The organism is Nonomuraea sp. GTA35 (assembly GCF_041950525.1).
In the GTDB taxonomy this organism is placed as follows: domain Bacteria; phylum Actinomycetota; class Actinomycetes; order Streptosporangiales; family Streptosporangiaceae; genus Nonomuraea.
In genome coordinates this window covers 90977-113786 of the sequence record NZ_JBGNUV010000014.1, presented here as the reverse complement: position 1 = coordinate 113786, position 22810 = coordinate 90977, and the positions used below count along the sequence as shown (strand labels likewise).

Annotated in this window: 13 protein-coding genes; 11 read left to right on the top strand and 2 right to left on the bottom strand. The window is 73.4% G+C overall.

The window, feature by feature from the left end; genetic code table 11:
* Nucleotide 1 precedes the first annotated feature (1 nt).
* From ACBJ32_RS45085 to ACBJ32_RS45055, 7 genes are all read left to right on the top strand, one after another.
* On the top strand, nucleotides 2–4474 hold the full coding sequence (locus tag ACBJ32_RS45085; protein ID WP_375132064.1) for an acyltransferase domain-containing protein: 4473 nt from the start codon (nucleotides 2–4) through the stop codon (nucleotides 4472–4474).
* Nucleotides 4471–5949, top strand: coding sequence for an FAD-dependent oxidoreductase (locus tag ACBJ32_RS45080; RefSeq protein WP_375132063.1), 1479 nt, complete (start codon nucleotides 4471–4473; stop codon nucleotides 5947–5949). Before ACBJ32_RS45085 ends, ACBJ32_RS45080 begins: the two co-directional genes overlap by 4 nt.
* Complete coding sequence (locus ACBJ32_RS45075) at nucleotides 5946–8453, top strand: cytochrome P450 (protein WP_375132062.1); 2508 nt, start codon at nucleotides 5946–5948, stop codon at nucleotides 8451–8453. Before ACBJ32_RS45080 ends, ACBJ32_RS45075 begins: the two co-directional genes overlap by 4 nt.
* On the top strand, nucleotides 8450–9193 hold the full coding sequence (locus ACBJ32_RS45070) for a thioesterase II family protein (RefSeq protein WP_375132061.1): 744 nt from the start codon (nucleotides 8450–8452) through the stop codon (nucleotides 9191–9193). The genes ACBJ32_RS45075 and ACBJ32_RS45070 overlap by 4 nt, the downstream gene beginning before the upstream one ends.
* Nucleotides 9194–9297: 104 nt before the next feature.
* Complete coding sequence (locus ACBJ32_RS45065) at nucleotides 9298–14163, top strand: DUF4132 domain-containing protein (RefSeq protein WP_375132060.1); 4866 nt, start codon at nucleotides 9298–9300, stop codon at nucleotides 14161–14163.
* Between the two features lie 150 nt (nucleotides 14164–14313).
* Nucleotides 14314–15186 carry an alpha/beta fold hydrolase gene (locus ACBJ32_RS45060; protein ID WP_375132059.1) on the top strand — a complete coding sequence of 291 codons (873 nt, stop codon included), beginning with the start codon at nucleotides 14314–14316 and terminating at the stop codon, nucleotides 15184–15186.
* Nucleotides 15187–15298: 112 nt separating this feature from the next.
* Nucleotides 15299–15904 carry a CGNR zinc finger domain-containing protein gene (locus tag ACBJ32_RS45055; protein WP_375132058.1) on the top strand — a complete coding sequence of 202 codons (606 nt, stop codon included), beginning with the start codon at nucleotides 15299–15301 and terminating at the stop codon, nucleotides 15902–15904.
* On the opposite strand, the gene ACBJ32_RS45050 is transcribed toward ACBJ32_RS45055, so the two are convergent.
* Nucleotides 15883–16824, bottom strand: coding sequence for a LysR family transcriptional regulator (locus ACBJ32_RS45050; RefSeq protein WP_375132057.1), 942 nt, complete (start codon nucleotides 16822–16824; stop codon nucleotides 15883–15885). The two genes, ACBJ32_RS45055 and ACBJ32_RS45050, sit on opposite strands and share 22 nt — an antisense overlap.
* Nucleotides 16825–16933: 109 nt before the next feature.
* Between ACBJ32_RS45050 and ACBJ32_RS45045 the strand changes: the two genes are divergently transcribed.
* Both ACBJ32_RS45045 and ACBJ32_RS45040 read left to right on the top strand, forming a co-directional pair.
* Entirely contained in the window at nucleotides 16934–17422 is a 489-nt protein-coding gene (locus tag ACBJ32_RS45045) for a cupin domain-containing protein (protein ID WP_375132056.1), read from the top strand.
* Nucleotides 17419–18249 (top strand): hypothetical protein, encoded by an 831-nt coding sequence (locus ACBJ32_RS45040; RefSeq protein ID WP_375132055.1) that lies wholly within the window; start codon nucleotides 17419–17421, stop codon nucleotides 18247–18249. The genes ACBJ32_RS45045 and ACBJ32_RS45040 overlap by 4 nt, the downstream gene beginning before the upstream one ends.
* Nucleotides 18250–18278: 29 nt before the next feature.
* Here the strand turns inward: ACBJ32_RS45040 and ACBJ32_RS45035 are convergent, their stop codons facing one another.
* Nucleotides 18279–18770 (bottom strand): hypothetical protein, encoded by a 492-nt coding sequence (locus ACBJ32_RS45035; protein ID WP_375132054.1) that lies wholly within the window; start codon nucleotides 18768–18770, stop codon nucleotides 18279–18281.
* 172 nt (nucleotides 18771–18942) lie between these two features.
* Between ACBJ32_RS45035 and ACBJ32_RS45030 the strand changes: the two genes are divergently transcribed.
* Together ACBJ32_RS45030 and ACBJ32_RS45025 are read left to right on the top strand one after the other, a co-directional pair.
* Nucleotides 18943–21693 carry a heparinase II/III family protein gene (locus ACBJ32_RS45030; protein ID WP_375132053.1) on the top strand — a complete coding sequence of 917 codons (2751 nt, stop codon included), beginning with the start codon at nucleotides 18943–18945 and terminating at the stop codon, nucleotides 21691–21693.
* 180 nt (nucleotides 21694–21873) lie between these two features.
* Nucleotides 21874–22743, top strand: coding sequence for an MBL fold metallo-hydrolase (locus ACBJ32_RS45025; protein ID WP_375132052.1), 870 nt, complete (start codon nucleotides 21874–21876; stop codon nucleotides 22741–22743).
* Nucleotides 22744–22810 lie beyond the last annotated feature (67 nt).

Here is a 22810-nt window from a genome sequence, read left to right as displayed (position 1 = left end):
GGTGACCGCTGGCGCCGCGCCGACCGGAGAGTCGACCGAAGACAAGCTGCGTGACTACCTCAGAAGGGCCACGCTGGAGCTGCACGAGACCCGCCGCAGGCTCCGTGAGGCCGAGGAGCGGCACCGCGAGCCGATCGCGATCATCGCGGCGAGCTGCCGCTACCCCGGAGGCGTGCGCACGCCGGAGGACCTGTGGCAGCTCGTGGCCGGGCAGGCGGACGCGATCGGGCCGTTCCCCGCCGACCGGGGCTGGGACCTCGAGTCCCTGTACCACCCCGACCCCGACCATCCCGGCACCACGTACGTCCTGCGGGGCGGGTTCCTCGACGACGCGGGCGGCTTCGACGCGGCCTTCTTCGGGATCTCGCCGCGCGAAGCCCTGGCCATGGACCCGCAGCAGCGGCTGCTGCTGGAGACGTCCTGGGAACTGCTCGAACGCGCCCGCCTCGATCCGGAGTCGACGCGCGGCAGCCGGACCGGGGTGTTCGTCGGCACCAACAACCAGGACTACGCCGCGCTGCTCGACCCCGTCCCCGACGGGCTGGAGGGCTTCCTGCTGACCGGTGTGGCCGCGAGCGTGCTGTCGGGCCGGCTGGCGTACAGCCTGGGATGGGAGGGGCCCGCGCTCACCGTCGACACCGCCTGCTCCTCCTCGCTGGTGGCGTTACACCTTGCCGCGCAGTCGTTGCGGCAGGAGGAGTGCTCGCTGGCCGTGGCGGGCGGCGTGTCGGTGTTGTCCACTCCCTCGGGGTTCGTGGAGTTCAGCAGGCAGCGCGGGCTGTCGCCGGACGGCCGCTGCCGATCCTTCGCCGCCTCCGCCGACGGCACGGGCTGGGCCGAGGGGGTCGGCCTGCTGCTCCTCGAACGGCTCTCCGACGCCCGACGCAACGGGCACGAGATCCTCGCCGTGATCCGGGGCAGCGCGCTGAACCAGGACGGCGCCTCCAACGGTCTCACCGCGCCGAGCGGCCTGGCACAGGAGCGGGTGATCCGCGCCGCGCTCGCCTCAGCCGGGCTGACGCCCTCCCAGGTCGACGCCGTCGAGGCCCACGGCACGGCGACCGTGCTCGGCGACCCGATCGAGGCGCAGGCGCTGCTCGCGACCTACGGCCAGGACCGGGACCGGCCGCTGTGGCTGGGGTCGATCAAGTCCAACCTGGGGCACGCCGCGGCCGCCGCCGGAGTGGCCGGGGTGATCAAGATGGTCGAGGCGATGCGGCACGGCGTGCTGCCCGCCACCCTGCACGTGGACGAGCCGACATCCCGGGTCGACTGGTCGCGCGGGCGCGTCGCGCTGCTCACCGAGGCCCAGCCGTGGCCCGACACGGGGCAGCCGCGCCGGGCGGGCGTCTCGGCGTTCGGCGTGAGCGGCACCAACGCCCACGTCATCCTGGAAGCCGCGCCACCGCCGGAGCCCCGCACGGAGCCCCTGCCCGTGATGGGGATCACCGGGGGAGCAGCGGCCGCGTGGCTGCTGTCGGCCAGATCCGAAGCCGCCCTCCGCGCCCAGGCCGCCCGCCTGCGCCCCTACGCCACGGACGCGGAGCACGGCGAGCCCTCCCGCGTTCACCGGGTCGCCTGGTCGCTGGCGACCACGCGGGCCACGCTCGACCACCGTGCGGTGCTGGTCGGCGCCGAGGCCGCCGACTTCGCCCGGGGCCTCGACGCGCTGGCCGCCGGGCAGTCGGCCCCCGGGCTCGTGCGGGGAACGGCACGCCCGGGAGCGCAGGTCGCGTTCGTCTTCTCCGGGCAGGGCGGGCAATGGGCGGGGATGGGCAGGCGGCTGCTGAGGTCCTCTCCGGTGTTCGCCGAGGCGGTCGGCCGCTGCGCCGACGCGCTGGCACCGTACGTCGGCTGGTCGCTGACCGAGGTGCTCGGCGGCGGCTCGAACGCCCCCGACCTGCGCCGCGACGACGTGGCCCAGCCGGCGCTGTGGGGGACGATGGTGGCGCTCGCCGAGCTGTGGCGGGCGGCGGGCGTGACCCCCGACGCCGTGGCAGGACACTCGCAGGGAGAGATCGCCGCCGCCACCGTCGCCGGCGCGCTGTCCCTGGACGACGGCGCCCGCGTGGTCGCGCTGCGCGCCCGGCTGATGGCCGAGGCCGGCGGCGCGGGCGGGCTGCTGGCGATCGCGCTGCCCGCCGACGAGGTCGAGCGGCGCTGGGGCGATCGGGTGACGGTCGCCGCCGATACCGGGCCGCGCTACACGACGGTGGCCGGGGAGGCGGGGCCGCTGGCGGAGGTGCTGGCCCAGTGCGAGGCCGACGGGGTGCGGGCGAGCCGCGTCGAGGTCGGCTACGCGGCACACTCCCCGTACGTGGAGCCGGCCCGGGACCGGCTGGTCGCTGAACTCGCCGGGCTGACACCCGGGACGGCGCGGATCCCGTTCTACTCCTCCGTCACGGGCGGGCCGCTCGACGGCCGCGAACTCGGCGCCGCCTACTGGGGCCGGAACCTGCGCGAGCGCGTCCGGTTCGCCGACACGGTCCGGGCCCTGCTCGCCGACGGCGCCACCCTCTTCGTGGAGCCAGGGCCGCACCCCGTGCTGGCGGCGGGTGTGGCGGCGACGGCGGAGGCGGCCGGCGCGCCCGCCGCCGCGATCGGCACGCTGCGCCGCGACTCGGGGGACCTCCGCCGCTTCCTGACGGCGCTCGGCGAGGCCCACGCCCACGGGGCACGGGTGGACTGGCGGGCCGTCCTGACTCCCGCACCGCCGGTCGACCTGCCGACGTACGCCTTCCAGCGGCGGCGCTTCTGGCTCACCCCCCGCAGGCCCGCCGCCCACGGGGGCGACTCGTGGCGGTACCGGCTGGACTGGCGGCCGATGCCCGCGGCGGCTGCGACGCCGGTGCTGTCGGGCACCTGGCAGGTGCTCGTCCCCGTGGCCCGCGAGCGGCACGGGCTGGTCGAGGACGTCGTCGCCGCTCTGACCGAGCACGGCGCCGAGGTCGAGACGAGCAGCCGGGCGCGGCGCGGGGCGTACGCGGGAGTGGTGTCGCTGCTGGGCCTGGACGAGTCCGCGCATCCGGACCATCCCGCGCTGAGCCGGGGCCTGGCCGCCACGCTGGCGCTCGCCCAGCCCGGCGGCCTCCACAGCGGCCCCCTCTGGCTCGTCACCCGGAACGCCATCACCGACACCGGCGCCCCCGCCGGCCCGGCTGCCGGCGACATCGCCGGCGCCGCTGACGGCGGCGGTGCCGGGGAGCCGGCGCGCGCCCGGATCTGGGGCCTGGGCCGGAGTCTCGCCCTGGAGCGGCCCGAGCTGTGGGGCGGCCTCGTCGATGTGCCGGAACGGCTGGACGAGCGGGCGCGCGCCGCCTTCGCCCGCGCGCTCGCGCAGCCGCCCGGAGGCGAGGACCAGGTGGCCGTGCGCGGCGGCACGCTGCTCGTCCCCCGCCTGAGCCGCGCGCCGTACGCGGCGCCGGAGTGGCAGGCCGCCGGAACCGTCCTCGTCAACGGCGGCTCCGGCCCGTACGGGCCGCACCTCGCCGCCTGGCTGGCCGAATCGGGTGCCGACCACGTCATCCTGGTCGCCGACGAACCGGTCGCGGACCTGGGCGAGCGGATCACCGTCGCCGTCGTGGACCCGTCGGACCCGGCCGCGCCCGCCCGGCTGGTCGCCGAGCACCGGCCGTCCCTGGTGGTGCACGCGGCCGACCACCTGGAGGAGAGCACCCTGGCCGGGCTCACCCTCGACCGGCTGGAACGCGTCCTGGTCGCCAACGCCGTCGAGGCCAGGGCGCTGAGCGAGGTCACGGAGACGGACCTGGTGCTGTTCTCCACGATCGCGGCCACGTTCGGCGGCGTCGGCCAGGCGGCGTACGCCGCGGCGGGCGCGGAGATCGAGGCGCTGGCCCGGCATCGGCGCGCCCGCGGCCGTCCCGCCACGGTGGTGGCCTGGGGGCCCTGGCTCGAACGCGACAACGGCGAGCTGGGCGCGCGCCTGGAGAGCCAGGGGGTGGCGAGGATGCGCCCCGGCCCCGCCTTGCAGGCGCTGCGGCGGGAACTGTCCGCCGCGGGCACCGCCGCCACCGCCGGCTCCATGTCCGCCCCCGGCACCCCCGGCACCGGCGGCACCGCCGCCATCGTCGATCTCGACTGGCCCCGGTTCGCCTCCGCCTACGCCGGGGACCGGCACCGTCCCCTGATCGCCGATCTGGACGAGGCCAGGCCGCGCGGCTCCGCCGTCCCGGACGACATGCCCGCGCAGGCCGGCCCCCTCGACCAGGAGAACCTGATCACGCTGGTCTGCGGCCACGCCGCGTCCGTCCTCGGCCACGACGATCCCGCCGACATCGACGCCGACAGCCGCTTCACCGACATCGGCTTCGACTCGCTGACCGGCCTGCAACTGCGCAACGCCCTCGGCCGGACCGTGGACCACGCCCTGCCCGCCGACCTCGTCTTCGAACACCCCACACCTCGCCGGCTCGCCCAGCACCTGGAGCAGATCCTGAAGGAGCACGACCGATGAACCAACGCGTCAAAGTCCTGATCGTCGGGGCCGGGCCAGTCGGGCTGATGGCGGCGTGCGAACTGCGCCGCCGCGGCGTCGCCGCGGACATCGTGGACGCGGCGCCGGAACCCGGCACCGGGTCCCGCGCCATCCTGCTGTGGCCGCCGTCCCTGGAGGCCTACCGCGACCTCGGCATCCTGGAGGAGGCCCGCAAGCGCGGCGTGGGGGTCGGCGCGCTGAGCTACCACGTCGGCGGCACCACGCTCAGGCTGCCGCTCGCCCCCACCATGGCGCCGCTCATCCTGCCGCAGCAGGACACCACCGAGCTGCTGCAGGACGAGCTGCGCAGGCTCGGCGGCGACGTACGGCGTGGCCTGCGGGTGGTGGGCCTGACACAGGATCAGGACTCGGTCACCGTCACCGCCCGGGAAGCGGACGGCCGGGAGGTGACGCTGGAGGCGGAGTGGCTGATCGCGGCCGACGGCTTCCGCAGCACCGTCCGGGACCTGATCGGCGCCGACTTCACCGGCGCGCCCCTGCCGATCACCTTCCTCCTCGCGGAAGGCCGGATGGAGGGCGACTACGACGCGCAAGCGGTGAACTACTACCTCGGCCGTGCCGGGGTGGTGCTCGTGGCGCCGCTGCCCGGCGGCCGGGTGCGGATCTCGGGCGCGGTACCCGAGGGCACCGAGCTCACCGGTGAGACGGGGCAGCGCCTGCTGGACGAGCGCGGGCCGGGCGGCCTGCGGCTCACCGACCTGACCATGAACACGCTGTTCACCAGCCACGAGCGGATCGCCTCGCCACTGCGGGCCGGCCGCTGCTTCCTGGCCGGCGACGCGGCACACGTCCACTCCGTGGTCGGCGGGCAGGGGCTCAACCTGGGGTTCGCCGACGTGCGGAACCTGGCGTGGAAGCTGGCCGGCGTCCTCGACGGCAGGTACGCGCCGCACATCCTGGACAGCTACGACGTCGAGCGCCGCGCCGCCGCCGAGCAGACCGTGCAGGCCACCGGCCGGATGGCCAGGCAGGCGGTGCTCAGCCCGGTCGCGCACCGGATCCGCGACCTGGCGATGACCCTCATGCACCGCACCGGCGTGCTCGGCCGCCGGATGCCGCCGCTGCTGTCGGGCTGGCTGATCACCTACCCGGACACCCTGTTCCCGGCCGCGGGCAAGGTGCCGCGGGGGCTGCCCCGGCCGGGCACCCGCCGGCCGAAGTGGTCGCTCGAACCCGACGCCGGCGACCGTTTCCAGCTCGTCACCACCGGGCCGGACGGCGGCCTGGCCGGCAGCCAGGGGGCGGCGCTGGCCGCCCGGCTGCCCGAACTGGTCGTCCACCGCCACCGGGCGGGCGGCGCCGACGCGTTCGTGCTGCTCCGCCCGGACGGCTTCGTCGGCGCGAGCGGCCCCGCCACCGTACTGCCGCACGCCGCCACCGCTCTGGAGCGGCTGGCAGCCGGCGCCTCGCACCACGTGAAGGGACAGTCATGACCGAACAGCAAGAGCTCCCCCCTGTACTTGACGGGTTCGACCTCTCCGACCAGAGCCGGTTCGGCGACGGGTTCCCTCACCACGTCTTCACCCGCCTGCGCAAGCAGGCGCCGGTCTTCTTCCACCCGCCGGGCACGACCGCCGACGGTGAGGGTTTCTGGGTGCTGAGCCGCTACGCGGACATCCGTGCCGCGGCGGCCGACCCGGCGTTCTCCTCCCAGGGCGGGGGTGGCCGGGCCGGCGGTGGCACCCACATCGACGACCTGGCGCCCGGCGTCCACGCGGGGACCATGCTGAACATGATGGACGACCCCCGGCATCAGGCGCTCAGGGACCTGGTCAGCCCCTCCGTCGACGGCGAGACGGTCGCCTCGCTGGAGCCGGAGCTGCGCGCCGTCGCCGCGAACCTGGTCGCCGGGGCGGTGGCGGACGGCAGGGGCGACCTGATGGTGGACATCGCCGGGCCGTTCGCCATCAGGACGGCGCTGCTGGTCCTCGGCGTGCCACGTCGTGACTGGCCCGCCCTGCACGCGTGGGCCGACGTGAGCATGGGCTTCGACGACCGCGAGGTCGGCGAGGACACCGAGCGCTCGCAGATGTCGCGGCTCGCGCTCTACCAGTACGGCAGCGGCGCCCTCAAGGCGCTCGCCGCCGAGCCGGGCCCTGGTCTGCTCTCCCTGGTCGCCACGGGCGAGCTGCCCGAGGGGGAGCGGCCGCTGTCGAGCTACGAGCGCGAGGTGTTCTTCAACCTGATCCTCGGCGCGGGCTCCGAACCGCCGCGCAACGCCATCGCCCACGGCCTGCTGGCCCTGGCCGAACACCCCGACCAGTGGAAGGCGCTGCGGGAGGACCGTTCGCTGATCCCGGGCGCGGTCGAGGAGATGCTGCGCTGGTCGTCGCCGACGCCGTACAACCGGCGCACCGCCACCCGCGACGTGGAGGTGGGCGGCATGCAGATCAGGGCCGGGCAGAAGGTGACGTTCTGGTGGGCCTCCGCCAACCGGGACGAGGAGGTCTTCGCCGACCCGCACACCTTCGACATCCGCCGCGAGCACAATCCCCACCTGGCGTTCGGGTTCGGCACCCACGGCTGCATGGGGGAGCGGCTGGGCCGGCTGGAGCTGCGGCTGGTCCTGGAAGCCCTGCTGGACCGGGTGGGCGAGCTGAGCACGGCCGGTCCGGTGCGGTGGGCCAGCAGCAACAAGCACACGGTGATCCTGCGCCTGCCGGTCACCTACGGCGCCCTCACCCCGGTCGAGGCGCCCGAACTGCCGGAGCAGCCGCCGCCCACGATCCCGGCCGACCCCGGCCAGTACGCCATCAGCCGGATGCTGCCGTTCAACCCGTTCGATCCGGAGTTCCGTGAGGACCCGTACCCGATCTACCGGCGGATCGCCGAGAACGGCCCGGTCATGCGGACGCCGGGCGGCATGGTCGTCGTCATGGGCCATCGGGAGGCCTCGGACGCGCTGCGGGACCCGCTCGTCGGCTGGGGAGACGGCCAGTCGGTGGCCGAGCACTTCGGCCGCGACGCCGAGGGCAGGCCGGTGCGCCAGTTCATCTTCATGGACCCGCCCGACCACACCCGGCTGCGTTCCCTGGTGAGCGGGGCGTTCACCGCCCGGGTCGTCGAGCGGCTGCGCCCGCGCGCCGTCGAGCTCGCCGACCGGCTGGTGGCCTCGGCCGGATCCTCCTTCGACCTGATGGACGCCATCGCCCATCCTCTCCCGGCGCTGCTGCTCGGCGACCTCATGGGCGTGCCGGAGGAGAACATGGACCGTTTCCGCGGCTGGTCGGCGGCGATCGGGCGGGGCCTCGACCCCGACTTCGCGCTCACCAGGGCCCAGGTCGCGCAGCGGCAGGGCGCGCGGGAGCAGTTCAACCAGTACTTCACGGAGCTGGCCGCGCAGCGCCGCGCGGAGCCCGCCGACGACCTGGTCAGCAAGCTGGTCGCGGCCGAGCAGGAGGGCGACAGGCTCACCGAGACCGAGCTGGTGACCACCTGCACGTTGCTGGTCTCGGCGGGGTACGCGCTGACCGTGCACCTGATCGGCAACGGCATGCTCGCGCTGCTGCGCGAGCCCGGGCAACTCGCCTGGCTGCGCGCGAACCCCGGCCAGATCGGGGCCGCCGTGGAGGAGCTGATCAGATATGACGCGCCCGCGCAGGTGATCTCGCGGACGGCACTCAGCGACACGGTGATCGGTGACACGCCGATCCGGCAAGGTGAGTCGATGCTGCTGGTGCTGGGCGCGGCCAACCGAGACCCGGCCGTGTACGACGAGCCGGACCGGCTGGACCTGGCTCGCCGGGCGCCGGTGCGCCACCTGGGCTTCGGGCACGGCATTCACTTCTGCCTCGGCGCGCCGCTGGCCCGCCTCGCCGTCCAGGTGGTGATCGGGCGGCTGGCCGAGCTGGATCTCACCATCGCCGACCCCGGCCCGCGGCACACCGAAGGCATGGTCATCCGCGGCCTCGCCTCCCTTCCGGTGGTGGCCCGATGACCGCGCTCGACCTGGACCTCTGGCTGCGCCGGTTCCACCCGGGGCCCGGCGCGGGCCCGCTGCTGGCGCTGCTCCCGCACGCGGGCGGCTCGGCGACCTACTTCCACGGCCTGTCTGCGCTGCTGGCTCCGGCACTCGACGTGGTCGCGGTCCAGTACCCCGGCCGCCAGGAACGCCGCAGGGAGCAGGCTCTGGAGGACGTCCACGCACTCGCCGACCAGGTCACCGCCGTGCTGACGGCCGCGGCGGCGGGCAGGCCGGTCGCGCTGTTCGGGCACAGCATGGGGGCGAGCGTCGGCTACGAGACGTCTCTGCGGCTCCAGGCCGGCGGCGTGGAGGTGGCACGGCTGTTCGCCTCCGGACGGCGGGCACCGAGCAGGCGGCGACGGGAGGTCCCCGGCGGGCAGGACGACGAGTCGCTGCTGGCCGAGCTCCGCACGCTCAGCGGCACCGACGCCCGCCTGTTCGACGACCCGGACGTGGTGCAGATGATCCTGCCCGCGCTGCGTGCCGACTACCGGGCGATCGAGGCGTACGCGTGGCGGCCGGGCGAGCTCCTCGGCTGCCCGATCACCGCCCTCGTGGGGGACGCCGACCCCCGGGTCAGCGAGGACGACGCACGGGCCTGGGCCGGGCACACGACCGGCGGGTTCGAGCTGGTCGCCTTCACCGGCGGCCACTTCTACCTGGCCGAGCACGCGCAGGAGGTGGCGAAGACCATCGTCGACCGCCTCACCTGAGGGGCAGGCCGGCACCGCCACCCGGACGGGCCGCAGCGCCCACCGCGCGGGTGAATCATCCGTTTCCCGTCGAATGTCCCAGGGATGATCAAGAATGGTGTGCCATGGGATGGATCGGGATCGCGACGGGCCACGAACTCACCGTCGAGGGGACGCGGCGGCCGGTGCTCGCCTGCCGGACGGCCGCGGGCCGCGTGCTGGCCAAGGTGCCCGCCAACGTCAGGAAGGACCCGGCCGCGCTCCGGCTCGCCGCCCTCTGCGACCGGCTCGGCGAGCACGCGCGGTCGGTGCACGACCGGGTCGAGTCCTGGATGGTGGGGTCGCTGCCCGTCCCGGCCGCGGTGTTCGCGGCCGTGTGGGACGACCCGGTGTGGCGCGAGACGCTCACCGACCTGGTCATCGCCCCGATCGTCGGCGGCGCGCCCGACCTCGGCCGCTGCGCGCTCCTGCGCGCGGGCGCGTGGACGGGCGCGGACGCCTTCGTGATCCCGCACCCGCTGCTGCTCGGCGACGAGCTGCCCATCTGGCGGGGACGGAACCTCACGCAGGTTGTCGAGCAGGTACGCCGCGAGGTGTGGACGCGTCCCGCGAGCATGGACCGGACGTTCGGCGTGGTCGACACCTTCGGATACATGGACGCCCGGTACGAGAGCGGCGCCGCGTTCGAGCGCCGCGTGCACGAGCTGGGCGGGCGCATCAAGGGGAACACGGCGCGGTTCACCGTGCACGCGCCCGAGCCGCTCGGCCTAGAGATCGACCTGGACTGGAGCGGGCCGATGAGCCCGGCCTACCTGGCGTGGCTGAGCTTCGCCGCGGGCGGCAGGGAGATCGGCGACATCGCCTGGTCCGAGGGCGTGCGCACGCTCATGGCTCTGTACGCGGGCCGCACCGTGGACGAGACGGAGCCGGTGGTGGAGGCGGCCGAGGCGTACTCCCGCTACTGCGACGCCCACCAAGGCGAGCCCGGCACCGTGGCGCCCTCCGGCAGCACCGCCCCGGCGCGCGAGGTGCTGCTGCGCGCCGGGGCGGTGCTGCCGGGCACGCCCGCCGGCTCCGGCGAGGACACGTGCGTCGCCGTCCGCTACGAGCACTCCGTCCTGGACGAGCCGGTCGTCGAGCTCGTCCGGCGCGCGGCCGTCGACGGCGACAAGGCCGAGAAGTCGCTGCACGACCTGGACCCGGTGGCCGAGACCGGCGTCGGCACCGTGCACGCGGGCCCGCTCGGCTTCCTCGCGACCGCCCTGCACCGGTACCCGGCGCTCCGCGCCCGCATCCTGGCCGCGCACACCGACCTGCGGGCCGCGCGCGGCCTGGCCGCCCGCAAGCCGGGCCTCGCGCGCACCACGCTCACCCGTACCGGCGACGACCTGGAGACGCACGCGCCCGAGCTGCTGCCGCCGTTCTACGAGGAGTGCGCGCGGATCCTGGCCGCCGCGGGCAGCGCCCGCTTCGCCGCCGCCTTCTTCGACAAGGCCCGCGCCGCCGAGGACGCGCACGCGCTGCCGGTCGACGAGGCCGCGCTCGTCGCGGCGCACCTCGCCGCGGGACCGGACGCCGCCGGAACGGCCACGCTCAAGAAGCACGGCAAGCGGCTCGCCGCCCGCCATCCCGCCTCCGCCGCGTACCGCTGGCACCGCAGCCTGCTCACCGAGTGGTGCGAGCAGGTCCCGGACGGCGCCGACGGCGCGCTGGCCCTGGCCGACGGCTGGGCCGCGCTGGCGAAGGCCGCCGGGCACGCGCTCGGCGGGCCCGAGGACGAGCGCGCCGTACGGGCCCTGCTGGAGAGCGGCTGCATGGAGTCGGCACCGCCGGCCCTCTGGAAGTTCGTCCTTCCGCTGCTCGGCCCGATGGCCCGGGCGGACGCGGGCATCGGCCGCGCGCTCCTCGGCATCCTGCCGCTGCCCGCCCAGGACACCCCCGAGGCGAAGAGCGCGGCAGTGTCGCTCCTCCTCGGCAACCTCGCGGGCGCGGGCCTGACCGACCCGTTCACCACGTTCCCCGGGCCGGCGGGGGCGGCGGCGAAGGACTGGCTCGGCCGCTTCCTGAGGCTGTACGCGGGGCTCGCGCTCCCCGTCGCCGGTCTCGGCGACCTCCTGCACGACGCCGGCACGCGGCTGCGCGCGGATGGCCTCACCTGCGACGACCACGAGGCGGTGCTGGGAGTGGACGAGGACGAGGTCAACCGCTGGGAGGAGACCGCCGCCGACCTCCCGCTCCTCGACCTCCTCCTGGACCGCGGCGTCCCGCTCGCGCGGCCCCGGCTGCTGCACACGTTCAAGCTGTACGACCGGCTCGCCGCCGGAGCGGGCACCGACCTGGCCGCCGTTGCCGCCGACCCGGACTGGGCCCCGCTGCTGCGCGACGCGATCGTGGGCAACGTGACCAACCAGCTCAACGTCACCGAGCCCGCCGTCCCGAAGCAGACCGCCCCCGAGACCGTACGGGCCCTGACGACGACACCGGGAACGGCGCAGATCGTCGCCGCCATCCTCGCCGAGCATGCCGGGCGGGTCCCGGATCAGGGGCTTCCTGACGCGCACGCCGCCCTGTGCGACGCCGAACGGTTCACCATCGCCGGAGTCCCCGGCCCCCTCCTGGACAGCGTCCGGACGATCGCGACCGGGACGGACCCGGCCCGCGCCCTCGCCGCCACGCTGAGCGGCGGCGTCCTCGACGAGCTGGAGCTGCCCGCCTTCGTCCCCGGCCACGTCAACACCATCACCGACTACCTGGAAGAGAGCGGCGCCGACCTGCTCCTGATCGAGTCCGGCCGGCTCTGGGAGCACCAGTTCCGCGCCTGCGTCGTCACACCGGACGGGGCCGGCCCGTCCCACGGCTTCGGCACGTACGAGCACGTCTCCAGCCGGTCCCACGAACGGACCGAGGCGCGCGACCTCTACGACCGCTGCCTGATCGCCGTGAACGGCCGGGTGACCGTACTGGACCACGGCGGCCCGCACTGCCCGCACGGCAGCGCGCACCCCGCCGCCCGCCGCGTCGTACCGGCCGACGGCGAACGGGTCGCCTTCCCCGGCGGCGCCGAGGCCACCGTGTGGCGCGGCCAGGGCCGGATCATCGAGCTGCGGGACCCGGCCGGGCGGACCATCGGCCGCTACGTCCGCGGCTGGGGCAGGGTGCCCGAGCACGACGGTGCCGAGAACATCAGCACGGTCGAGCACCACCGCTACGCGTCCGGGACCCGCCTGGTCGCGCCTCCCGGCTGGTGGTCGGCGATGCGGCCGCGCGACCCCGAAGGATCCAGGGCGCTGCGCGCCGTCGACGAGAAGAAGGCGCAGGCCCTGATCGACGTCGCGGACGCCGCGCTCGCCGCCGACCTCATGCGGGTGCTGGACCCCGAGAGCGACTACCTGGACAAGCACGCCGCCCGCGACGAGCTGGCGGGACGGCTCCGCCCGCTCCTGCCGGAGATCACCGACGAGTCTCTCCGGAAGGGCGTCACGTTCCTGGTGTGGACGGCCGTCGAATGCCGCGAGCGCGCGGCCGCCCTGCTGGAACGCCTGGCGCTGACCCCGCCGCCCCACCTGCGCCCGGCGCCCGCCTCCGCGGCGCCCGCCGTCCCGTCCGAGAAGTCCCCCGAGCCGGACGATCCGGGGCCGGAGTCCGCGTACGAGAGGATCGTCCACTTCGCCCGCGCCGCCGTCGAGGTGCCGTACGACAAGAAGATCGCGACCTTCGACGCCGCCGCCGTCAAGGGGATCGAGAACACGCTGGGCCGCCTCGGCGCCGCCGTCCTGGAGGCCGCGTGGGGCGACGGCGGCGGGCGCGCGCAACTGCTGGAACTGGCGGCCGTCCCCGGACTCCTCCGCACCGACGGCACCTGGCACGTCGCCCGGCTGCGCCCGGAGTACGACCTCGGGCAGATCCGCTCGGGCCGGGGCCCCATCGTGGCCGCCGCCGTCGCCGACCACGAGCAGGTGGGGCACGGGTACGCGGTCACGGCGCTCCTCCACACCCCGGACGGCCCCGACCCGCTCCTGTTCACCCGCAACCGCGTCGTCGAGCTGCGGACCTGCCGCGGCTGGGGCGACCAGGACCGGCTCCGGCTGGCGCTCGGCCTGATCGCCGAGAACGGCCCGCCGCCCGTGGACCGGGAGGCGACCGTACGGGCGTTCGCCGAGGCCACCGGCCTGTCACCGGCCCAGTGCCTGATCCTGCTGTCCACCTCGGCCCGCACGCTCTCCTGGCCGGACGGCTGGGCGCGGGGCCGCGTCGCCGCCTTCGGGAAGGGCGACGCCGCCCGCGCCCGCGCCCGCGAGCTCGACCTCGCCGAGATCGAGCTGCACATCGCCGCGCTCTCCCTGGAGGCGCTCACCACCACCGACGAGGCCGTCGAAGCCGTCGAGCTGCTCATGCCCGACGACCCCGCCGACCTCTGGCGTACGGGCCCCGACCTGGACCGGGCGGTCGCGTACTGGACGGAACGCCACCCGAGGCTCACCCCGCTCACCACCGAGCAGTGGGTCACCCTCGCCTCCGGCGCCGAGGACGCCCTGGAGGCGCTGATCGCCCTGCTCGGCGAGCGTCCGTCCGTGCCGCCGCTGGGTCACCTCGCCCGCGCCGCGAGGCTTCTGGCCGACCGTCTGCCCAGGGACCACCCCGCCCGTACGACCGCCGCCGCCCGCCTGCGCGACCTGCACGAACACGTCACCGGCCCGGACACGACCCTGCCCATCGCCGCCGGGGTCACCTCGGTCACCGCCCTGGAACGAGCCGCCGGAGCGACCGCCGTCCACCTCCCGGAGAGCAGGCTCGCCATCGGCGAAGCCCTCACCCTGGAGCCCGCCGGAGACGGCTACCGCGTCCACCTCCGCCCGTCCCTCGGGCCCGACCTGGACGCGCTGGCCCAGGCCCTCCGCCGCGGCGGCGCCACCGATGTCGCCCTGGTCATGGAGGACCTGCGCTTCCTCGGCTCGTCCGAGTCGCTGGAGGCCGCGGCCCGGCTGCGGTGACGTTCCCGGAGGGGTGGTGGCCGGCGAACCAGTGGCCAGGATGTCGAGGCAACGAGGGGGACCAGGCCCAGATCGCCACTCACCCTTGTCCCGGGCTCCAGCAGCACGCTACCTTAACCCCCTTAGAGGGTTAAGGAGGTAGGGCAGCCCATGAGTGGCATCGTGACAACGACCGGCGTGGCCTTCGTGAACGGCATCCGCGTGCACTACACGCGGGCGGGTTCCGGTCCGCTGGTGATCCTGCTCCACGGCTGGCCGCAGACCAGCCTGTGCTGGCGGGCCGTGCTGGAACCGTTGGCCGCCGATCACACGGTCGTCGCGCCTGACCTGCGTGGATACGGTCTCAGCGACAAGCCGTCAACGGGCTATGACAAGCGGCAGATGGCCGCCGACATGGCCGAGCTCGTGCGGACGCTGGGCTTCGACCGGGCCGCGGTCGTAGGGCACGACCGCGGCGCCCGCGTCGCGCACCGCTGGGCGCTGGACCGCCCGGAGCAGGTGGAGCGGCTCGTCGTGCTGGACGTGGTGCCGACGCGGGAGATGTTCCGCCGGCTGGACGCTTCGGTGGCGGCCGGGTACTGGCACTGGTTGTTCCACCTGCAGCCGGACCTGCCGGAACGCCTGGTCGCCAACGACGTCCGCGGATATCTGGAGTACTTCTTCGAACGCTGGACCTACAACCGTCACGGGCTGGACCCCGACGCCGTGGACGCCTACGTCCGCGCCTACTCCCGGCCCGGCGCCCTGCGGGCCGGCTTCGACGACTACCGCGCCCAGGATCAGGACCTCGCGCTCGACGACGACGACGCGGCGACGGGGCGCAAACTGGTCATGCCCGTGCTGGCCTTGTGGGGATCGGTCGGGCTTCCCTCCCGGCTCCCGACCCTGGACATCTGGCGTGAGTACGCCGAGGACGTCACCGGCGCCCAGATCCCCGATTGCGGTCACTTCATCGCCGAGGAGCGGCCGGACGTCCTCCTCGATCACCTTCGAGGCTTCCTGGCCGAGGGGAGAGGCCGTTGACCCCGTCACGCGAGGACCCGCTCGCCGTTCGCCCCCGCAGACCGGCTGCCGGCCTCACGCTTCGCCGAGGTGCCCGGCCGAGGCGAACCTGGCAGTGGACCACGGCGCGCGGATGACGTCCCGAACCGCAGGCGCGGCAGCGGAGGACGAGTGGCTCTGGTACGGCGGCCGGGTGTGCCTCGACTACGTCAACACCCTGCGCGACCGCTGGAAGGAGCCCCGTGAGACGCTCCGCGAACCTGACGACGTGCTGCGCTGGTTGCACGTCGCCGGAGTGACCGGCGAGCCGATCCGGACGCCTGCCCAGCCAGAGGTCATGCTGGACTTCGCGCGGCGACTGCGTGAGGCGATCGACCGCGCCGTCATGGCGGCGGCGGGCGGCGGTCTGCCTGACGCAGGAGACCTGTCCCTGATCAACGATGCCGCGATGGTGGTGCCACGCCCGGCGCCCCAGGTCGTCATCGTGGGCGGGCGCCTGGCGCCGGGGAACAGGAAGGACGGAGCCGAGGACGCGGCAGCGGGACTCGGCCTGGTCGCTCATGACGCGGTGGAACTGCTGCTCTCGGACGAGATCCGCCGGGTTCGCGTCTGCGGCGCGGACCGCTGCGCCCTGCGCTTCGTGGATCGTTCCCCCGCGCACAACCGGCGCTGGTGTTCCATGGCGCGCTGCGGCAACCGGACCAAGGTGCGATCCCATCAGCTCCGGCACGGCGGGTAGTGACCGGGGACATCCGCTCCAAGCGTCACACCGACCTCCGGCAACGGGGCGGGGGCGCGGGCCAGAATTTCCAGAAGCCGGCGGACGGCGGGTGTGGGCGGGCCTGGAAGGACGGCCAGCGACGTGGTCAACGTGGGTCCGGCGAGCGGGCGGATGGCGACCCGGGGTACCTCCGGCAGGCCGGTGACCTCATAGAAGACCGTCCAGGACGGCGTGCCGACACCGATGTCCGCGAGGGTCTCCTGGAGCGTGGTGAACGGCGGCCCGGGCGGCGGGACGGTCCCGGCCGCCCGGCAGGCGTCGGTGATCAGGTCGTGGAAGGGCGGGTTGTCCTCGCGGGCAGCGAGCCGGATGGGCAGATCGGCCAGGTCTTCGAGCTTGAGTTCGGCCGAACGCGTCAACGGGTGTCCGGCGGGCAGGGCCACGTACAGCGGATCCGTCCAGATCGGGAGGAGTTCCAGGCCCGGCGCGCCGGAGAGCGCACGGACCAGCGCCGCGTCGAGTTCGCCCGAGCGCACGGCGGAGAGGCGATCGGGCAGGGGAAGACGGCGCGGGCGGACCTGGAGGCGTGGCGCGACGGCGGCCAGTTCGTTGAGGACACGGTAGATCCGGTCGCCCGGACCCTGCACGATGCCGAGGCGCAGGACGCCGTCCGTGCCCGCGCGGATGTCGGTGGCGACCTGCCGGGCGCGGTGCGCGGCGGCCAGGACGGCGCGCGCCTCGGGCAGCAGGCGTTCTCCCGCGCCGGACAGCTTCACATGGCGGGTCGAACGGTCGAACAGCGGCACGCCGAGCTCGCGTTCGAGCCGGCGGATCTGCTGGCTCACCGCTGACTGCACGATGCTGAGCCGCTCGGCTGCGCGGCTGAAACCGCCCTCTTCGGCGACCGCCACGAAGTAGGCAAGCTGCCGGAGTTCCACCCGTCGTCCTCGATTCATCTCGATCGGTGATGACTGCAGGTCATAACCGCTTCTGGTACGCGACTTGTTCCTGGGATCGAATGGAACCCGAACCCGAATGGAGCGAAATATGACTGCATTGCAGGCCTTTGTCGTCCCCAGCCAGTCCGCGGAGGTGGTCGTTCTGCCCGCGGGCGGGGCGTTCACCCTGCTCGCCGACGCAAGCGACACCGCCGGCGCGCTCGGCGCCAACCGGCTCACCCTGGGTCCGGGCCGCGACGGTGCCAGGCTGCACTACCACGCGCGTTCCACCGAGCTGTTCTACGTCCTGGACGGAGCGCTGGACTTCCTCCTCGGCGAGGAGAGGATGACCCTCACCAAGGGCGGGCTGGTCGTGGTACCGCCGCGGCTGCCGCACGCGTTCGGCGCGGCGCCGGGCACAGGGGCCGATCTGCTGGCCGTCTTGACGCCGGGCGTCGAACGTTACGGCTATTTCCGACAGCTGGGGCGCATCCAGCATGGTCTGGAGCCCTTCGACAGCCTGCTGCCCGAGCAGGAACGCTACGATGTGCACTTCGTGGACGCCTCCGGCGGGCAGCCGCCGCGGAGCTCCCGATGACCGCCGAGCCCCTGCGCGTCCGGTGGCCCTGCTCGGCGTGCACAACGCCGTACTGGCCGCCCGAGGTCACGATCCAGTGGCTCGCCGTGGTGATCCCGTTCGCGCTGCTCGCCCTGCGGCCGCTGCGCCGGCTCTCCCGCCCGTACAAGATCCTCGTCTGGTTCGTCATCTCGACGCTGGTGTCGATACCGGCCGCCTTCGCCGTCGTGGCCATCGCCACCGCGCGTGCGATCAGCTCCTTCCTCGAAGGGGGCGCGCCGCCGAGCGGTGCCGCGCTGTCGCTGCAGTTGCTCCTCGTGGTGCTCCTGTCCCTCGGCGTGGCGGCCGGCTACCGCATCGCCGTGTTCCGCGTCATCGGCCGCGACCTGCGCCCCGGAGCGCCGCCACCGCCGCCCGGCCCGGCGGCCGACGCGGGGGCCGAGCAGCGGCTGCGCTGGATCGGCGCGGCGCAGCACGGGAACGTCACGCTCTATTCCGGCCGCAACCCGTTCCTCGGAGCCGGCGACACGGCCCGGGCCTGGACCATCGCGGTCGAGCTGGACCGCACGCCGGGCCCGCGCGACGGCTCGGGGTCGGCGCGGCCGCTGGTCGAGATCGACCCGGTGGAGCTGCACACGTTCGTACGGGAGCGGCTGGCGCAGACGAGCGCGCAGTCCCACCCGGCAGGCATCATCAACCTGCGCATCCGCGACCAGATCGTCGCCACCGGCCGCGCCGGCGTCATCATTCGCGTGCTGACCCGCATCCTCGCGCTGACCAGCGAGATCTGGCCCAACGACAAGACCGGCCAGCCGATCAAGCGGTCCCTGATCGCCTATGACCACTAACCGTAGCCAGACCCCTTGGCATCAATCATCTAGTTGAAGCAGTCCTGCTTCTTGAGCGCGATGCCGTACTCGGTGACCTTGCCGCGCGTGACGCCGAAGGTGTACTGAGCCTTCCTGTTGCCAGGGACCGTGATCACGTAGTACCCGTGGATGTCCTTGTTGATCCTCGGGTAGGCGGCCTTCAGCCGGTCGAGGGTGGAGCCGATCTTGATGCCTTCCGGCGTCCTCATCTCCTTCGCGGCGAAGACGGCGGCCAGTCCCACGCGCGGTGAGATGTAGACGCCGACCTCGTCCTTGGGAGTCGGGAACTTCTTCAGGTCCCAGCCGGAGCAGCCGCCTCCGCCCGGCATCTTGCTGACCACCTGCCCTGTCGCCCTGGCCTGCTTGACGGTCATGCCGAGCTTCACGGCACCGTAGCCGTACGGCCCCAGCGTCGGCTTCGCCTGCGCCACCGCGGCGGTGGCGCCGGAGACCATCAGCGAACCAGCGAGGAGCGAGGCCCCGATCATCGTCTTCATCATGTCTGCTTCGACTGCCAAGATCGGGTAAAAGTTCTGGGGCGCGAGCAACTGTTGATCGCTGCCGGCCCCACGGCCAGTTGATCACCTGAAACCCACCGCCCGCCCGGGCATCTCACCTGGCCTCTTGCGCTGACATACCCCGGACATACCGCGCGCCTCTACGTTGGCGTGCATGTCTGCCTCGTGGTGGCGGCTCGCCGTCCTGATTCTGGTCGCCGCGTTCCTGGTGCCGAGCCCTCCGGCCGCCGCGGCCGCGCTGTCCGACGCGGGCTTCTTCGGGAGGTGGAGCGGCGGCGCCTGGACGGTGGGACCGCGGTTGAACTACGCGCTGGCGGGCCTCAAGCCCGTGGAGAGCGCGGTGAAGGCGGGTGACTACGCGCTGGCCAAGCGGCGGCTGCTGGATTACTACCGCTCGCGCCCGGCCATCGAGGCCGGCGGCTTCTCGCACACGGCCTGGCCGGGCGCGATCGAGCTGACCTCCAGCCACATCTGGACGCTGGGGTCGGGTGAGGTCTACGTCAGGACGCTCACCTTCGGCCCGGGGGAGAAGACCGTCACGGCCGACGTCACCAGCAGCGTCACCAGCGGCAAGACCGGATTCTTCCTGATGAGCCGGCACAAGGACGCGGTCATCGCCCTCATCAACAGCAAGAGCAAGGGCTCGGGCAAGCCCACCCTCCGCCTGACCCTGTCCGACGGCTCGGTGCAGACCCTCACCCCCACGCACGACACCTACATCTGGGCGGCCAACCCGGGCAACGTGTACGGCGCCAAGTACTACATGCAGGTCAGCGACCAGGGCACGGGGCCGTTCACCGACGAGACACGCAAGGCCTACCTGCGCTTCGACCTCGGCAGCGTCAAGGGTGTGAAGAAGGCGGAGCTGACGCTGACCGGCACGGCCGACACCGCGAAGGACATCATGCTGTACGGCAACGCCGAGACCTTCGACGAGGCCACCCGCACCTGGTCCAACACCGTGCAGAACACCTTCTCCTGGGCGGGCGACCCCGGCGGCTTCGACTGGAAGCTGCCCTCCGGCGCAGACATGGAGTATCTCTACCAGCTGCCCCGCTTCTACTTCGCCGGCCCGCTGGCCCTGGAGTACCAGAAGACCGGCAACGAGCAGCACGCCCGCACGCTCATCGGCCTGATGACCGACTTCATCAAGGACGCCGACGTCTACGACGCCGACCAGGGCGCCGGTTCCTACCCGGGCAACCTGCACGCCGCGCGCCGCCTGCACAACTGGATCGCGGCCTACGAGATCCTGCGCAAGAGCCCATCGCTGACCCCCGAGGCCAACACCGCGATCCTCAAGACGATGAACCGGGCCGGCCTGCACCTGCAGGTGAACGTCAACGCCACGCCGAACAAGATGCAGTCACAGAAGATCACGCTGCTGCACGCCTCCGTCTACTTCCCGGAGTTCCGCGTCGCGCCCGCGTGGCGGACCAACGCCGCCGACTTCCTCTCGGCCCAGCTCAACGACTCGACCTACGCCGATGGCGGCTACAAGGAGTCCACGGACGCCTACCTGCGGGGCTACCTCAGACAGTACGTGGACGTCGTCGCCTTCATGCGGCGCAACGGCATCACGTTCACCGCCACCGCCAAGCTGCGGCAGCTGGGCCGCTTCCTCATGGATCAGAGCTATCCCAGCGGCTACGGCCCGGCCTACGGCGACAGCGACTCCCTCGACCTGCGCAGCACCCTCAGGAGCCTGGGCGAGCTGCTCAACGACCCCGAACTTGTCCATGTCGGTACCTCCGGCACGTCCGGCGAGAAGCCGGCGCGCACCTCCGTGCTCTACCCGGACACCCGGGTCGCGATCTCCCGCTCCGGCTGGACCGCCGGCGACTCCCACCTCCGGATCAACGCCGACCGCGGCAACCACAGCCATCCGGACGAGCTGGCGATCACCGCGTACGCCTACGGCCGGCCGCTCCTGCCCGACATGGGCACCTTCACCTACAGCACGGACGAGCGCGCGAAGTGGCTGCGGTTCACCACGGAGGCGCACAGCACGATAGAGATCGACGATCAGCGGCAGACCTCGACCGCGGCCGGCGGGATCTCGCATCTGATCAGCAACCCCGCCTTCGACCTGATCGGCGCGAACACCGAGAGCTCCGCCGGCGTCCGCCACGAACGATCCGTCCTGTCGCTGCATTCGGGCCTGTGGGTGGTCTCCGACCGGCTCAAGCCGGTGGACGCCGTCAAGGAGCACCGCTACGAGCAGAACTGGCATTTCGCCGCGGACGCCAATCCCGCGATCCGGTCCGGGACGGAGGCCACGACCACCGCCTTCGCGACGGGCGCGAACCTCACGATCGTCCCCGCCGACCCTGCCGAGGTCGCCTCCACCCTGCGCGACGGCTACTACGCGCCGCGGTTCTACTCGGTGGAGAACGCGAAGTACGCCTCCTACGTCAAGACGGGCTCCGGCCAGACGACCTTCGACACCATCCTGCTGCCGTCCAAGGGCGCGGCCGACACCTCCGTGACGGTGGAACGGCTTCCCGTGGGCGGCGCCGAGCCGTACGAGGCGACAGCCCTGAGCCTGAACGGCGGCGAGGGGGTCTACTACAAGTCCTGGACCACGAAGGCGCCGCGCGCGTTCGGGGCCTACACCTTCGACGGCAAGCTGCTCCACGCCGACGCCGGATCGATCGTGATGGTCGACGGCTCGTCGATCGAACGTGCCGGCGAGACCCTGGTCAAGGCGCCGGCCGCGGTCAAGGATCTGGCCGTGACCTTCGACGGGGACGGCACCGTGCGTATCGACGGCAGCGGACTCACCGCGAGCACCGACCCGGCCAGGTCCATCGCGATCAAGGCGCCGAACGCCACCAAAGTGATCCTCAACGGCGCGGTCGTTCCGTTCGAACGCGCGGGCGCGCTCATCCACGCGGCCGCCTGACACCTCCCTTCCCAGGACGCCAGGTCGTGGCTCGCCGTGCGACCTGTCATCGGTGCGGACGTCGAGGACGGTGCCGGCCATGGTGCAGGGCCGGCGTCGTCGTGCTCACCCACAGCACGTTCAGGAGCCGGTGGTGGGGTGAGTGACCATCTGTGTGCGAGGCATGGCAGGATCGCGACCATGTCCCTCAGCGTTCCCCGTCTCCGGATCGGCTCGACCGAGATCATCGCCCTCGCCGATGGCGAGGGCCCGTTCTTCTCGCCACGCGCCGAGGCCTTCCCCGAGGCCACGGCCGATCAGTGGGCCGAGGCCGACCGCTACGACCCGGGCGCGGTCGACGCCGAGGGCCGCTGGCGGCTCCAGTTCCGCGCGTACGCGATCCGCAGCGACAAGGGCCTCACCATCGTGGACGCCGGCATCGGCCCGGCGGACAGCCCTGCCGGCTCGTGGGCGCCCGTGCCCGGTGCGCTCCCCGAGTCGCTCGCCGCCGCGGGCATCGACCCGGCCGAGGTCGACACCGTGGTGCTCACGCACCTGCACACCGACCACGTCGGATGGGCGGTCGTGACCGAGGCGGCCGTCCCATCAGCGGGCGGCGCGGCGACCGGCAACGCTTCGACCAACAGCGCGGACGGCGACCGCCGCCCCTACTTCCCGAACGCCGAATACCTGCTCCAGCGGGCCGAGTTCGACGCCCTCGACGCGCTCAACCCGCAGCTCCGCGAGACCCTCACCGACCCGCTCCAGGCGGCCGGTCGGCTCCGGCTCCTCGACGGCGACACCCAGCTACGCGCCGGGCGCACGGTCGCCACGCCAGGCCACACGCCCGGGCACCAGAGCGTGCTGGTCGCCGAGGGGCGCGAGCTGGTGCTCGTCACCGGCGACCTCCTGGTCCACGCCCTCCAGCTGCTCCACCCCGAGCTCGCCTACTCGCACGAGATCGACCGTGAAGCGGCCAGGCACGCGAGGAAGCGCATGCTCAGCCGCGAAACCGCCACCACGCTGCACCTGGCGACTCCGCACCTGACGGAGCCGTTCATCTCGGTGTGATCGCGGCCGTCCGAGCCGTTCGGCACGGGTCACGCCGCGAGGGCCCAGCTGACGCTTCCGTATGCAG